The following is a 14,478-nucleotide window of genomic DNA, read 5'->3' on the forward strand; positions in this document are numbered from 1 at the left end:
ACAGGACCCGACCGCGCAACGAAGGGCACGGCACAGACGATGGCACCGAAGACGAAGGCGGCCGGCGACGGCAGCGGCCTGGTGGAGATGGCCTGGGACCCGATCACCCGGATCGTGGGCAGCCTGGGCATCCACACGAAGATCGACTTCAAGCAGAAGCAGGTCGCGGAGTGCTACAGCACGTCGTCGGTCTTCCGTGGCTACAGCGTCTTCATGCGCGGCAAGGACCCCCGCGACGCCCACTTCATCACCAGCCGCATCTGCGGCATCTGCGGCGACAACCACGCCACCTGCTCGGTGTACACGCAGAACATGGCGTACGGCGTGAAGCCCCCGCACCTCGGCGAGTGGATCATCAACCTCGGCGAGTCGGCGGAGTACATGTTCGACCACAACATCTTCCAGGAGAACCTGGTCGGGGTCGACTACTGCGAAAAGATGGTCAAGGAGACCAACCCCGGCGTCCTCGAACTCGCCGAGCGCACCGAGGCCCCGCACGCCGCCGAGCACGGCTACCGCACGATCGCCGACATCATGCGCTCGCTCAACCCCCTGGAGGGCGAGTTCTACCGTGAGGCCCTCCAGGTCAGCCGCTACACACGCGAGATGTTCTGCCTGATGGAGGGCCGCCATGTGCACCCCTCCACGCTCTACCCGGGCGGCGTCGGCACCATCGCCTCCGTACAGCTGTTCACGGACTACCTCAGCCGTCTGATGAAGTACGTCGAGTTCATGAAGCGCGTCGTGCCCCTGCACGACGACCTGTTCGACTTCTTCTACGAGGCGCTGCCCGGCTACGAGGAGGTCGGCCGCCGCCGCGTGATGCTCGGCTGCTGGGGCGCCCTCAACGACCCCGAGTACTGCGACTTCACCTACGCCAACATGTCGGACTGGGGCCGGCGCATGTTCGTCACCCCCGGCATCGTCGTCGACGGCAAGCTCGTCACCAACGACCTCACCCAGATCAACCTCGGCATCCGCATCCTGCTGGGCAGCTCCTACTACGAGGACTGGCAGGGCCAGGAACAGTTCGTCACCCACGACCCGCTCGGCAACCCGGTGGACCCCCGCCACCCGTGGAACCAGCACACCATCCCCGCCCCGCAGAAGCGCGACTTCGACGACAAGTACAGCTGGGTCATGTCACCCCGCTGGTTCGACGGCAAGGACCACCTCGCCCTGGACACCGGCGGCGGCCCCATCGCCCGCCTCTGGTCGACGGCACTGTCCGGTCTCGTCGACATCGGGTACGTCAAGGCCACCGGCCACAGCGTCGTCATCAACCTGCCCCGCACCCTGACCAAGCCGGAGACCACCTTCGAGTGGAAGATCCCGCAGTGGTCCAACGCCCTGGAGCGCAACCGCGCCCGCACCTACTTCCAGGCGTACGCCGCCGCCGTCGCCCTGCACTGCGCGGAGCAGGGACTGGCGGAGGTCCGCGCCGGACGCACCCAGACCTGGGAGAAGTTCGAGGTCCCGGACGAGAGCATCGGCGTCGGCTTCACCGAGGCGGTCCGCGGCGTCCTCTCCCACCACATGGTGATCCGCGACGGCAAGATCGCCAACTACCACCCGTACCCGCCCACCCCCTGGAACGCCAGCACCCGGGACACCTTCGGCACACCGGGCCCGTACGAGGACGCCGTGCAGAACACCCCCATCTTCGAGGAGAACACCCCGGAGAACTTCAAGGGCATCGACATCATGCGCGCCGTGCGCAGCTTCGACCCCTGTCTGCCCTGTGGCGTCCACATGTACGTCGGAGGCGGCAAGACGGTGAAGTCGATGCACGTGCCCACCGGCCTGAGCGGACTGGGCGGATGAGCGCGGCGACGGCGGCGGCGCCGGTCGACGCGGAGCGGACCGGCCGCCGGATCGAGGAGGTGCTGGACCGACTGACCGCGAGCGGCGACCCGGCCGCCTCCCAGGCGGCGGAGGAACTCGTGCGGACCCTCATGGACTTCTACGGCGCGGGCCTGGCCCGCGTCCTCCACCTGCTGTCCTCCGCTCCGGGCCGAGCGACGGCGGCACTGCTCGGCGACGAACTGGTCGCGAGCCTGCTCGTCCTGCACGACCTGCACCCCGAGGACCGCGACACCCGCATCGCCCGGGCCCTCGACAGCGTCCGGGAGCACCGGCTGGAGGTCGTGGGCTTCGAGGAGCACAGCGGCACGCTGAGGGTGCGCAACCGGGCGGGCGGCGGGTGCGGTTGCGGCTCCGAAGCGGATGTCCGGCAGGCCGCCGAGGCGGCGCTCGCCTGCTTCGCGCCCGAGGTCGAGGCCGTGGAGGTGGAGACCACCCCGGCGGGGCCCACGCTCCTCCAGATCGGTACGGCACCGACGGGGGCCCGATGAGCACGACCACCCTAGGCCTGCGGAGGTTCCTCACCGAGCGTCCCCCGCGGCCGGAGCGGTGCGAACTGTGCGCGGTGGTGGTGCCCGAGGGCCACCGCCACCTGGTCGACACCGAGAAACGCGCCCTCGTCTGCGCCTGCGCCGGCTGTGCGCTGCTGATGGAACAGCCGGGCGCCGCCGCGGGCCGCTTCCGCACGGTCCCGGCCCGCTACCTCAGCGACCCGGCACATCGTCTGGACGAGAGCGCGTGGGACGCGCTGCAGATCCCGGTCGGCGTCGCCTTCCTCTTCCGCAACGCGGCGCTCGACCGGCTGGTCGCCCTCTACCCGAGCCCGGCCGGAGCCACCGAGAGCGAACTCGAACCGGCCACCTGGACCGAGGTCCTCGGCGGCAGCGGCCTCGCCGAACTCCTCGAACCGGACGTGGAGGCCCTGCTGCTGCGCCGCACCGACGGCCGCTGCGAGTGTCACCTCGTCCCGATCGACATCTGCTACGAACTCGTCGGCCGCATGCGCCTGTTGTGGCAGGGCTTCGACGGCGGCCCCGAAGCCCGCGCCGAACTGGACGCGTTCTTCGCGGACGTCGCCCGCCGCGCCCGTCCCGTCGACGAGGTGGGGCGTCCGTCGGACGAGGCGAGGCACCCGCTGGACGAGGCGAGGCACCCGTCGGGCGAGGCGAGGCACCCGTCGGGCGAGGTGGGGCACTCATGACGGAGCTCTCCTTCGCATGCACCGGCGTCCGCGCCGACCGGTACGCCGCCGGACCGACCCTCGTCTTCCGCCTGCGCGTCACCGCCGCCGACAACGCCCACGTGCACGCCATCGCCCTGCGCTGCCAGATCCGCATCGAACCCGCCCGCCGCACCTACGAGTCGGCCGAGGCCGACGGGCTGGTGGACCTCTTCGGCGAGCGCTCCCGCTGGGGCAGCACCCTCCAGCCGGTGCAGTTCGCCCAGGTCTCGCTGATGGTCCCGAGCTTCACCGGAGAGATCGAGGCCGACCTCGTCGTGCCCTGCACCTACGACCTGGACATCGCCGCCACCCGCTACCTCAGCGCCCTCACCGACGGCGAGGTCCCCCTGTTGATGCTCTTCTCCGGTACGGCCTTCACCGGCGCCGGCGGCTTCCGGGTCGAGCCGGTCCCCTGGGACCGCGAGGCGGCCTTCCGGATGCCGGTCACCACCTGGCGGGAGATGGTCGAGCAGCACTTCCCCGGCTGCGGCTGGATCCGGCTGCCCCGCGACACCATGGACGCCCTCCTCGCCTACCGCTCCCGGCACGCCCTGCCCTCCTGGGAAGCGACCCTCAAGGCCCTGCTCGACGCCAGCCGCGCCCCGGAGCCGCCCGCGAAAGACCCGTTCCGCGCGCTCACCGGCACCACCGGAAGGACCGACCCGTGACCATGACCGCGTTCGCCCCTGAGACCGAGGAGCGGTTCGCCGTCGCCCGGCAGGTGGCCGACGCCGTCCTCTTCGAGGGCTATGTGCTCTACCCCTACCGTGCCTCGGCGGCCAAGAACCGGCTGCGCTGGCAGTTCGGGGTGCTCGTGCCGCCCGGCTGGGGTGCCGACTCCGAGGAGCACGACTTCCAGCACACCGAATGCCTGATGGAACCGAAACAGGGCGCGACCCTCTCGGTCGAGGTGCGCTTCCTGCAGGCCCGCAGACGCACGGTGCAGCGGGCCCGCCCGGACGGCGGCTTCGACACGGTGCCCGAACTCCGTCTCGACGACCGGGTGTTGGTGCCCTGGGACGAGGGGAACGAGGAGCGCGTCGAGGTGGTCGCGCCGGTGGACGACCTCCTCGGCGACGGCGTCACCCATCCCTTCCACCGCCCCGCCCGGGAGGACACCGCACCGGTCCTGGACGCGGCCGGCCGCACCGTCGGCCGACTGGTCCGGCGGTACGAGGAGATCAGCGGGACGGTCCGGCTGTCCGCCCGCGAACTCGACGGCCCCTACCGGGCCCTGCGGCTGACCGCCGTCGTCGAGAACACCAGCGCCTGGATTCCGCCCGAGGGCCGTGGCGCCGACCGGGACGCGGCGCTGCCGCACTCCCTGGTGGCCACCCACCTCCTGATGGCCCTCAGCGCCGGGTCGTTCCTGTCGATGACCGATCCCCCCGAGTGGGCGAAGAGCGCGGCAGCCGCCTGCCGCAACCTGCACACCTGGCCCGTACTCGCCGGCGAACCCGGCCGCGCCGACCTCGTCCTGTCCTCGCCGATCATCCTCGGCGACCACCCCGCCATCGCCCCGGAGAGCCCGGGAGCGCTCTACGACGCCACCGAGATCGACGAGATCCTCGCGCTGCGCACCGCCGCCCTCACCGACGAGGAGAAACGCGAGGCCCGGGGCACCGACGAGCGGGCGGCCGCCGTGATCGAGCTTGCGGACTCGATGCCGCCCGAGGTCCTGGAACGTCTGCACGGGGCGGTGCGCGGTCTGCGCGAGGTGACCGGCCCGGGCCTCGCCGCCCCGGACGGCGGCTTCCCCGACGAGTACGGGGTGCGGCGGCCCGACACCCCCTGGTGGGACCCCGCGAGCGAGGCGGGCTTCGACCCGGCGCGGGACCGCGTGGTCGCGGACGGCCGGTCCGTGGGCAAGGGCAGCCGGGTCGAGTTGCAACCCGGCCTGCGGCACACAGACGCGCAGGACATCTTCCTGCGGGGCCGCACCGCGACGGTCGAGGCGGTGCTGCACGACGTCGACGGCGGCGTACACCTCGCGGTCACGGTCGACGGCGACCCGGGCGCCGACATCCGCCGCGAACAGGGACGGTTCCTGTACTTCCAGCCCGACGAGGTCACACCGCTGGAGGACGACGGATGAAGCTTCCCCCACCGGCCGGTGCGAGGACTCTCGTCGCGGGCATCGGCAACATCTTCCTCCGCGACGACGGCTTCGGCGTGGAGACCGCGCGCCGGCTCGCCGAGCGCGACCTGCCCGGACACATCGAGGTCGTGGACATCGGGGTGCGCGGGGTGCACCTCGCCTATCAGCTGCTGGACGGCTACGACACCCTCGTCCTCGTGGACGCCACGGCACGCGGTGAAGCCCCCGGCACGCTGTACGTGATCGAACACGACGTCGGCGGCGGGAGCCCTTCCCCCGGCACACCGCCGCTGGACGGTCACCGGATGACCCCCGACGCCGTCCTGGCGCTGCTGGACACCCTCTGCGCCGGGACCGGCGGCGAGCCACCACGCCGCGTCCTGGTCGTCGGATGCGAACCGGCCTCGGTGGACGAGGGCATCGGTCTCACCGCGCCGGTGTCCGACGCCGTACCGCAGGCCGTCCGGCTGATCGAGGAACTGCTGTGGAACGGGGAGCCGGGAGAGTCCGCGCCGCGGGCCACGGCCGGTGGGGCCTCGACGTGAGGAGCGACGGGATGAATGTCGACATGAGGAGAGACGGAATGAAGAAGATCGTCATTGGCGGGGCGGCCGTGGCCGCCCTGGTCGCCGTCGCCACCGAGGTGCTGCCCGACCTCAGGCGCTACCTGCGGATCCGACGGATGTGAACCGCGGGCGCCGGCGGCCGTGCCCCGCGGTTGCGTCGAACGGCGTACCTGCCGACCGGTGACGGCGCGCCGGGCCGTACGACCCGAGTGCGCGCGCCTGTAATGAACCCCGGCGGGAGGCAGGCGGCGGAAGGACGAGGACCCATGCACGAGATGTCCGTCGCGCTGGCCGTCGTCGACCAGGTCACGGAGGCCGCCGAACGGGTAGGCGGCATCACGGCGGTGCGATCGGTACGGCTCCAGGTGGGCGAACTCGCCGGCGTCGTACCCGACGCGCTGTCCTTCTGCTTCGAACTGGCCTGCGCCGGAACCCTGTTGGAAGGCGCCGAGCTGGTCACCCGCGCGGTGCCGGGGCGGGCCCGCTGCACGCCCTGCGCACACGAATGGGCCGTCGGCATGCCCCCGCGACTGACCTGCCCCACCTGCGGCGGGACACGTACCGAACTGCTCGCGGGCCGGGAGCTGCGGATCCTCGACGTGCACTGGGAGGACGGCAGTCCCGCGCAGGCGCCCACCCGCGAACCGATCTCCGAGGAGCGCTGAACCATGTGCCGTGTCGTCGACCTGCGCCAGGCCGTACTCGCGAAGAACGACGCGAGCGCCCACGACCTGCGCGCACACCTCGCGGCCCGAGGCACCGCCGTCGTCAACCTGCTGTCCAGCCCGGGCAGCGGCAAGACCGCGCTGCTGGAGCAGGAACTGCTGCGGGCACGCGAGCGGTCCGTTCCCGTCGCGGCCCTGAGCGCCGATCTCGCCACCGAGAACGACGCGGTGCGTCTGGCACGTTCCGGCGTCCCGGTCAAACAGGTGCTCACCGACGGACTCTGCCATCTGGAGGCGGGGATGCTCGCCGGGCACCTCGACGGATGGCTCCCCGACGACATCCGGCTGCTGTTCGTGGAGAACGTCGGCAACCTCGTCTGTCCGGCCTCCTACGACCTGGGGGAGACGCTGAGGGTCGCTCTCGCCTCCGTGACGGAGGGCGAGGACAAGCCGCTCAAGTACCCCACCGCCTTCGGCCTCGCCCACCTGGTCGTGATCACCAAGACCGACATCGCGGAAGCCGTCGAGTTCGACGAGCTCGCCTTCCGCGCCAACCTGGAGCAGGTCAACCCCGGCGTCGAGGTGATCCTGACCTCGGCACGCCAGGGGAGGGGGATCGGCGCACTGCTCGACCGGGCCATGGCAGCCGCGGACGGCGCCCCCGTCCACTCGCCCGTCATGGCCACGCAACCCCATCACCACGGTCACACCCACGCACACCCCGAGGCCACCGGCGCCATGGCCCACACCCACTCGTGAGCGCTCCGCAGGCCCCGGCCGCCGTCGCCGAGGACACTCCGCTACGCCGCCGCGTCACCGTACGGGGAGTGGTGCAGGGCGTCGGCTTCCGGCCCTACCTGTACGGTCTCGCCACCGAACTCGCCCTGGTGGGCCATGTGACCAACACCCCGGAGGGGGTCGTCGTGGAGGTCGAGGGCGCCGCCTCGGCCGTCGCCGGGTTCTGCGACCGGATCGCCGCCCAGGCACCCCCGTTGGCCCGCGTCGAGTCCGTCGACCACAGAGAGGTGCCTTCGGCCGGCGGGACCGCCTTCACCATCCTCGCCTCCCAAAGCGACGGCCCGGCCCGCACCCTGGTCTCCCCGGACACGGCCACCTGCGCCGACTGCCTCGCCGAGCTGGCGGACCCGACGGACCGGCGCTACCGCCACCCGTTCGTCAACTGCACCCACTGCGGCCCCCGTTTCACGATCGTCACCGGCGTGCCGTACGACCGCGCCCACACCACCATGGCCGGCTTCGCGATGTGCCCCGACTGCGCCCGGGAGTACGCCGATCCGGCCGACCGCCGTTTCCACGCGCAGCCGGTCGCCTGCCCGGCCTGCGGGCCACGGCTGCGGTTGGTCGTCGCCCAGGAGACAGGGCTCAGGAGCGCCGACGCGGCGGACCCGGTGAGCCGGGCGCGTGATCTGCTGACCCGGGGCGCGATCCTCGCGGTGAAGGGCCTGGGCGGCTACCACCTGGCCTGCGACGCCTCGAACCAAGAGACGGTCGCCCTCCTGCGGCGCCGGAAGGCGCGCGGGGACAAGCCGTTCGCCGTCATGGCCAGGACCGCCGACGACGTCCGGCACCTCGTCCGGCTGGGCCCCGAGGAGCGGAGCCTGCTCGAAGACCGGGCCAGGCCGGTCGTCCTGATGAGGCGGCGCCCGCACCCGTCGTACGCCGCCGGGGGCCCGCGGCCCGCCGAGGCCGTCGCACCCGGCAGCCCGGACCTCGGCGTGATGCTGCCGTACACGCCCCTGCACCAGCTGCTGTTCGGTCTGCCCGGCGATGTGGAGGGGCCCCGGCTGCTCGTCATGACCAGCGGGAACCTCTCCGGTGAGCCGATCGTCACCGACGACGCCGAGGCCCTGGAGAGGCTCGCGCATCTGGCCGACGCCTGGCTCACGCACGACCGGCCGATCCACGTCCCGTGCGACGACTCCGTGGTCCGGGTCTGCGACGGGGAACCGCTGGTGATCCGCCGCTCCCGTGGCTACGCCCCCCTGCCGCTGTCTCTCCCGCTGTCCGTGCGGCCGGCCCTCGCCGTCGGCGGAGACCTGAAGAACACCTTCTGCCTGGGGGCGGGCCGCCGCGCCTGGTTGTCGGCGCACATCGGCGACATGGACGACGTCGGCACGCAGCGGGCCTTCGAGCGCGTGGCGGGGCAACTGCAGTCCCTCACGGGCGTGCGGCCGGAGACCCTGGTGTCCGACCGGCATCCCGGCTACCGCTCCGTCCGATGGGCCGACCGGAACGCGGCGCATCGGCCCGTCGTGCGGGTACAGCACCATCACGCGCACATCGCCGCCGCGATGGCCGAGCACGGGCTCGACGGCACGCGGCCGGTGATCGGCGTCGCCTTCGACGGCACGGGCCACGGCGACGACGGCGCCGTGTGGGGCGGGGAGTTCCTGCTCGCCGACTACGACCGCTTCACCCGGTTCGGGCACCTCGCGTACGTCCCGCTGCCCGGCGGCGACGCCGCGGTGCGTCGCCCGTACCGCATGGCGCTCGCCCATCTCCGGGCGGCCGGGATCGAATGGTCCGACCACCTCCCCTGTACCGCCGCCTGCCCGCCCGACGAACTGCGCCTGCTGGAGCGGCAGTTGGAGCGCGGCCTGAACTGTGTTCCCACGTCCAGCATGGGCCGGCTCTTCGACGCCGTGTCCTCGCTCGCCGGTGTGCGCCACCGCGCCGGATACGAGGCACAGGCCGCCGTCGAGCTGGAGGGCGCGGCTCTGTGCGCACCCGTCGAGGACAGCATCGCGTATGCCTTCGCCCTGCACGAGTCGGAGGAGAACGGGGGCGTCGTCGTGCGGGCCGATCCGGCACCCGCGCTCGCGGCCGTCGTCCGAGACCTGCGTGAGGGCGTCGAGCCGGCCCTGGTCGCGGCGCGCTTCCACCGGGGCGTGACCGGCCTGGTGCGCCGGATGTGCGGACGAGCGCGGGAGCGGCACGGGCTGGACACGGTCGCCCTGACGGGAGGCGTGTTCGCCAACGCACTGCTCTCCTCCGCCTGCGCCGCCACCCTGCGCGAGGACGGCTTCACGGTCCTGCGGCACCACCTGGTGCCGCCGGGCGACGGCGGCCTGGCGCTGGGCCAGTTGATGGTGGCCGCCCGGGCCACTCCCGTTCCCACCGGCTGAGCGACGCGACCCACAGCGAGGAGAGGCCAATGTGCCTGGCGGTACCCGGCAGAGTGCTGGACATCGAGGAACGGGACGGCACCCGGATGGCAACCGTCGACTTCGGCGGCGTGGTCAAGGAGGTGTGCCTGGAGTATCTGCCCGACCTCCAGGTCGGCGAGTACGCCATCGTCCACGTCGGGTTCGCCCTGCAACGGCTGGACGAGGAGTCGGCGCGGCAGACGCTCGAACTCTTCGCCGAACTCGGCATGCTGCAGGAGGAGTTCGGCGACCCCTGGGAGATGGCGGCGGTGGAGGCGGGCGTGGACCCGGTGGAAGAGGTGCGCGACAAGTGAAGTACATCGACGAGTTCCAGGACCCGGAGCTGGCACGTCGGCTCCTCGACGACATCCACGTCACGGTCACCAGGCCGTGGGCCCTGATGGAGGTGTGCGGAGGGCAGACACACAGCATCATCCGGCACGGCATCGACCAACTCCTCCCGGACCAGGTCGAGTTGATCCACGGGCCGGGCTGCCCGGTGTGCGTGACCCCGCTGGAGGTCATCGACAAGGCGCTGGAGATCGCCTCCCGACCGGAGGTGATCTTCTGCTCCTTCGGTGACATGCTGCGGGTGCCGGGCACGGGACGGGACCTGTTCCAGGTCCGCGGCGAAGGCGGTGACGTGCGCGTCGTCTACTCCCCGCTCGACGCGCTGCGGATCGCCCAGCAGAACCCGGACCGCGAGGTGGTGTTCTTCGGCATCGGCTTCGAGACGACCGCACCTCCCAACGCCATGACGGTCCATCAGGCCCGGAAGCTGGGCATCCCCAACTTCAGCATGCTGGTGTCCCACGTCCGCGTACCGCCGGCCATCGAGGCGATCATGTCCTCGCCGAGCTGCCGTGTGCAGGGCTTCCTGGCGGCCGGGCACGTCTGCAGCGTGATGGGCGTGGGGGAGTACCCGGAACTGGCCGAGCGCTTCCGCGTCCCGATCGTCGTGACGGGCTTCGAGCCCCTGGACATCCTCGAAGGCGTACGACGGGCCGTCCGCCAACTGGAACGCGGGGAGCACACCGTCGACAACGCCTACGCCCGCGCCGTGCGCCCGGAGGGCAACCCGGCCGCCCGGGCCATGCTGGAGGACGTCTTCGAGGTCACCGACCGTGCCTGGCGCGGCATCGGGGTGATCCCGGACAGCGGTTGGCGGCTGTCGCCGAAGTACCGCGACCACGACGCCGAGCACCGCTTCCCGGTCGGTGGAATCCGGACGGCCGAACCTGCGGAGTGCCGCAGCGGAGAGGTCCTGCAAGGGCTGCTGAAGCCGCACGAGTGCGAGGCCTTCGGCACCCTGTGCACCCCGCGCACTCCGCTGGGAGCCACCATGGTCTCCAGCGAGGGCGCCTGCGCGGCGTACTACCTCTACCGGCGGCTGGACATGCCCACCACCACGACGGCCCGGGAGGCGAGCCCCGTTGTCTGACACCACCGATCTCCCCGGCCCCGCCCTGGACATCGAGGCCTGGACATGTCCGGCACCGGTACGCGACCTGCCACGAGTCGTCATGGGCCACGGCGGCGGTGGAGCCCTCTCCGCCGAACTGGTCCGGCAGATCTTCGCCCCGGCGTTCGGCGGCGTGGTGCTCGCCCAGATGGGTGATGCCGCCGTCCTCTCCCTGGGCGGAGCCCGGCTGGCCTTCTCCACCGACTCCTACGTGGTGCGGCCCCTGTTCTTCCCCGGCGGCAGCATCGGCGACCTGGCGGTCAATGGCACCGTCAACGACCTGGCCATGAGCGGCGCCCGCGCCGCCTACCTCTCCTGCGGGTTCATCCTGGAGGAGGGCGTCGAGCTGGACGTGGTCACGCGGGTGTCCGAGGCGCTGGGGGTGGCCGCGCGCACCGCCGGTGTGGAGGTGGCCACCGGTGACACCAAGGTGGTGGAGTCCGGCCACGGCGACGGGATCTTCATCAACACCGCGGGCATCGGACTCGTCCCGGCGGGCGTCGACCTGCGTCCTCAGCGGGTGGTCCCCGGGGACGTCGTGATCGTCAGCGGCGCCATCGGTGTCCACGGCGTGGCGATCATGAGTGTGCGTGAGGGCCTGGAGTTCGGAGTGGAGATCAACAGCGACTGCGCGGCGCTCGGCGGCCTGGTCGACGCCATGCTCGCCGTCACCCCCGACCTGCACGTCCTGCGCGACCCCACCCGAGGCGGCCTCGCGGCCTCCCTCAACGAGATCGCGGAGGCCTCCGGCACCGGGGTGGTCATCCGGGAACGAGATGTCCCCGTCCCGCCGGCCGTGGCCAACGCCTGCGCCATCCTCGGGCTGGACCCCATGTACATCGCCAACGAGGGCAAGCTGGTCGCCTTCGTCCCGCGCGAGCACGCCGACGCCGTCCTGGAGGCGATGCGGGCCCATCCCCTGGGCGCGGACTCCGTGATCATCGGTGAGGCCGTCGAGGCTCATCCCGGCATGGTCGTGGCCAGGACCGGCCTGGGGGGCACGCGGGTGGTCGATCTGCCGCTCGGGGAGCAGCTACCGCGCATCTGCTGACACGGCCTCGCGCGTCGCCCGCGCATCTGCTGACTCGGCCACGCGCGTCGCCCGTCGATCTGTCGATACGGCCTCGCGCGTCGCCGCCCGAGGGCACCCGCCGCCCCCGAGCCGAACGGACGCTAACCGTGATGGTCCTCCGGTGGCGGGTCCTGAGGGTCCACGCCGGTCTTGGCGGCGGCGTCCTTGGTGCCGCTCGGGCGCTGGGAGCGGCCCTTGCGCCCGGTGTCGCGCCTGCCCTTCTCGTCCGCGTGGCCGTACTCCTCGCCGCGTGCCCCCTGGCTCCTCGCCGTCTCACCCGGAACGGACTTCGTCTCCTCCGCGGCCTTCGTCCGGCCCCGGCCCCTCTCGCCCGCGTGTTCGGCATGGAAGGAGCGGTGGGCGCTCGGGTTGTCCTGCTGACGGGTCTCGTCCACATCGGGCGCCCAGCCGTGGTGCTCGGTGCCCTGGTGACGGCTCGGGCCCTTTCCGTGCGGTGGCTCGGACGAACGTGGTTTCTTCGGCATGGTCCGACCTGCCTGTTCATGGGATCGGGGACGCGGCTCATGAGTCACCGCGACGAGTCAATTGTCCCTTATTGCAATATTTCAGGCATATTGGTGCACCCTTTGGGGCGATCCTTTCGGGACCTCCTGCGGGGCGATGCCGTGCCGGAGACGGCGAGGACGGACAGGAGGACGAGGGCGGCGGCCGGGGCGAGCACGGTCCAGGGGGCCAGTTCCACGTACGGCTGGTTCTCCGAGAGCAGGCGGCCCCACTCCGGGGTGGGCGGCTGTTCGCCCAGGCCGAGGAAGCCGAGGGAGGCCAGGACGAGGACCGTGGTGGGCAGCCGTAGCAGGGCGTTGCGCACCAGGGCGGGCAGGACCGCGGGCAGCAGGTGGTGGCGCAGGAGGTAGGAGGAGCCCGCGCCGAAGGAGATCGACGCGAGCATGTGGCCGCTGGCCCGTTCCTGTTCGAGCAGGGCGGCCGTCTGGGCGGCGTACGGGGTCCAGGCGACCAGACACACCGCGCACGCGGCGCCCCAGACGGACGGTCCGGTCACCGCGGTCGTGAGCAGTCCGGCGAGGACGGCCGGCAGCGTGGACACCACTTCGGTCAGGCCCGCACCCACCTGGGTCGCCATGCCGATCAGCAGTCCGAGGAGGGCGCTGACCGTCGTCACCGCGAGAGCCACGGCGGCCGTGCGCAGGGCTCCGTGGCCCAGCCGGGCCAGCAGGTCACGGCCGAGCGAGTCGGTGCCCAGCGGATGCGCGACGGACGGCGGGAGCAGCCGGGCCGTCGTATCCACGTGCAGGGGATCGCGCAGGAGGCCCGCCACGACGAGGATGAGCAGGGCGAGGGCGCAGAGACCGATGACCCAGGGCAGGGAGCGGGGCCGTGGCAGGGCGGGCGGGTGCAGAGCGGGCAGGGCACCGTCCCGCAGGGCCGGCCCGAGCAGTGCGCGACGCAGTGCCTGGATCAGGAGGCCGGCGCAGACGCCCAGCAGGACCAGGGCCAGCGTCGCCGTCTGTAGCGGCGGCAGGTCCTGGGCGATGGCGGCCTCCAGCGCGAGACGGCCGAGGCCCGGGATGTTGAAGATCTTCTCCACCGCGACCGCCCCGCCGACCAGGGCGACGACGGTGGGCAGGAGTTGCGGGAGCACCCCGGACAGCGCGCGGCGCAGCGCGGTGCGCGCGATACGGCCGGGTGGGAGGCCGAAGGCGCGCCAGGTCCGGGCCCAGGACTCGTGGAAGGCGGCGGGCAGGGACTGGTCGAGCAACCCGCCGATCATCGCCCCGGAGGGCACCCCGAGGGCGAGCGAGGGCAGCACCATCGACTGCGGTCCCGTCCAGCCCTGGGAGGGGAACCAGCCCAGCCACACCCCGCACACCGTCGCCAGCAGCGAGGCGAGCAGGAACTTGGGCAGTGAGGCGAGGACGGCCGCCCCGGCGCCGGCCTTCCCCTGCCGCAGCCGGCGCCGGGAGCCCAGATGGAGCGTGCGGGCGCAGATCAGTGCGGCGACCGCGACCGTGACCAGCAGAGCGCCCAGCATCAGTGTGAGGGAGACCGCGAAGGCCGTCGTCACCTGGGGCAGGACCGGTTCGCCCGACACCCAGGAGGTGCCCGCGTCCCCGCGTACGAGACCCTCCAGCCATCGTGCGAGATGGGCGAACGGCCCCTCGTCGAGGCCCAGTTGCTCACGTACGGCGGTGATCTGGGCCGGAGTCGGGTCCTGGTCGGCCGAGCGGGCGCGCAGGACGGTCAGCGCGGGATCGGTGCCGGACAGCCAGGGCAGGAAGGCGACGGCCGTCAGCAGCGTGGTCCCGGCGACGAGGCGTCCGGCCCCCGCACGCCACCGGGTCGGCCGACCGTCGGCGCCGGCCGACGACGAGGTGCTCACCTGC

Annotated in this window: 15 protein-coding genes; 13 read left to right on the forward strand and 2 right to left on the reverse strand. The window is 72.2% G+C overall.

The genetic code is table 11. The annotated features are described in order from the left end of the window. Positions 1-39: 39 nt before the first annotated feature. From ACWD26_RS16465 to hypE, 13 genes are all read left to right on the forward strand, one after another. Positions 40-1,824 (forward strand): nickel-dependent hydrogenase large subunit, encoded by a 1,785-nt coding sequence (locus ACWD26_RS16465; RefSeq protein WP_451270491.1) that lies wholly within the window; start codon positions 40-42, stop codon positions 1,822-1,824. Then, complete coding sequence (locus ACWD26_RS16470) at positions 1,821-2,354, forward strand: hypothetical protein (protein WP_451270493.1); 534 nt, start codon at positions 1,821-1,823, stop codon at positions 2,352-2,354. The genes ACWD26_RS16465 and ACWD26_RS16470 overlap by 4 nt, the downstream gene beginning before the upstream one ends. Beyond that, entirely contained in the window at positions 2,351-3,064 is a 714-nt protein-coding gene (locus ACWD26_RS16475) for a DUF5947 family protein (protein WP_451270495.1), read from the forward strand. Before ACWD26_RS16470 ends, ACWD26_RS16475 begins: the two co-directional genes overlap by 4 nt. Next, positions 3,061-3,753 (forward strand): DUF6084 family protein, encoded by a 693-nt coding sequence (locus ACWD26_RS16480; RefSeq protein WP_451270497.1) that lies wholly within the window; start codon positions 3,061-3,063, stop codon positions 3,751-3,753. The genes ACWD26_RS16475 and ACWD26_RS16480 overlap by 4 nt, the downstream gene beginning before the upstream one ends. Next, positions 3,750-5,180: a hypothetical protein gene (locus ACWD26_RS16485; protein ID WP_451270499.1), complete on the forward strand. Its 1,431-nt coding sequence runs from the start codon at positions 3,750-3,752 to the stop codon at positions 5,178-5,180. Before ACWD26_RS16480 ends, ACWD26_RS16485 begins: the two co-directional genes overlap by 4 nt. Beyond that, positions 5,177-5,728 (forward strand): hydrogenase maturation protease, encoded by a 552-nt coding sequence (locus ACWD26_RS16490; protein ID WP_451270501.1) that lies wholly within the window; start codon positions 5,177-5,179, stop codon positions 5,726-5,728. The genes ACWD26_RS16485 and ACWD26_RS16490 overlap by 4 nt, the downstream gene beginning before the upstream one ends. Before the next feature lie 38 nt (positions 5,729-5,766). Continuing rightward, positions 5,767-5,871, forward strand: a complete 105-nt coding sequence (locus ACWD26_RS16495) for a DUF6893 family small protein (protein ID WP_451270503.1) — start codon at positions 5,767-5,769, stop codon at positions 5,869-5,871. A 144-nt stretch (positions 5,872-6,015) separates the two neighbouring features. Continuing rightward, positions 6,016-6,414: a hydrogenase maturation nickel metallochaperone HypA/HybF gene (locus ACWD26_RS16500; protein WP_451270505.1), complete on the forward strand. Its 399-nt coding sequence runs from the start codon at positions 6,016-6,018 to the stop codon at positions 6,412-6,414. A 3-nt stretch (positions 6,415-6,417) separates the two neighbouring features. Next, on the forward strand, positions 6,418-7,173 hold the full coding sequence (gene hypB, locus ACWD26_RS16505) for a hydrogenase nickel incorporation protein HypB (RefSeq protein WP_451270507.1): 756 nt from the start codon (positions 6,418-6,420) through the stop codon (positions 7,171-7,173). Continuing rightward, positions 7,170-9,560 (forward strand): carbamoyltransferase HypF, encoded by a 2,391-nt coding sequence (gene hypF / locus ACWD26_RS16510; RefSeq protein WP_451270509.1) that lies wholly within the window; start codon positions 7,170-7,172, stop codon positions 9,558-9,560. Before hypB ends, hypF begins: the two co-directional genes overlap by 4 nt. Before the next feature lie 29 nt (positions 9,561-9,589). After that, entirely contained in the window at positions 9,590-9,895 is a 306-nt protein-coding gene (locus ACWD26_RS16515; protein WP_451270511.1) for a HypC/HybG/HupF family hydrogenase formation chaperone, read from the forward strand. Then, positions 9,892-11,022 carry a hydrogenase formation protein HypD gene (gene hypD / locus ACWD26_RS16520; protein WP_451270513.1) on the forward strand — a complete coding sequence of 377 codons (1,131 nt, stop codon included), beginning with the start codon at positions 9,892-9,894 and terminating at the stop codon, positions 11,020-11,022. The genes ACWD26_RS16515 and hypD overlap by 4 nt, the downstream gene beginning before the upstream one ends. Then, positions 11,015-12,094 carry a hydrogenase expression/formation protein HypE gene (gene hypE / locus ACWD26_RS16525; RefSeq protein WP_451270515.1) on the forward strand — a complete coding sequence of 360 codons (1,080 nt, stop codon included), beginning with the start codon at positions 11,015-11,017 and terminating at the stop codon, positions 12,092-12,094. Before hypD ends, hypE begins: the two co-directional genes overlap by 8 nt. Before the next feature lie 122 nt (positions 12,095-12,216). Here hypE and ACWD26_RS16530 read toward each other — a convergent pair whose 3' ends face one another. Beyond that, positions 12,217-12,600 (reverse strand): hypothetical protein, encoded by a 384-nt coding sequence (locus ACWD26_RS16530; RefSeq protein ID WP_451270516.1) that lies wholly within the window; start codon positions 12,598-12,600, stop codon positions 12,217-12,219. A gap of 68 nt (positions 12,601-12,668) precedes the next feature. Beyond that, on the reverse strand, positions 12,669-14,474 hold the full coding sequence (locus tag ACWD26_RS16535; protein ID WP_451270518.1) for an ABC transporter permease subunit: 1,806 nt from the start codon (positions 14,472-14,474) through the stop codon (positions 12,669-12,671). Positions 14,475-14,478: the final 4 nt, after the last annotated feature.

Source organism: Streptomyces sp. NPDC002787 (assembly GCF_053592095.1).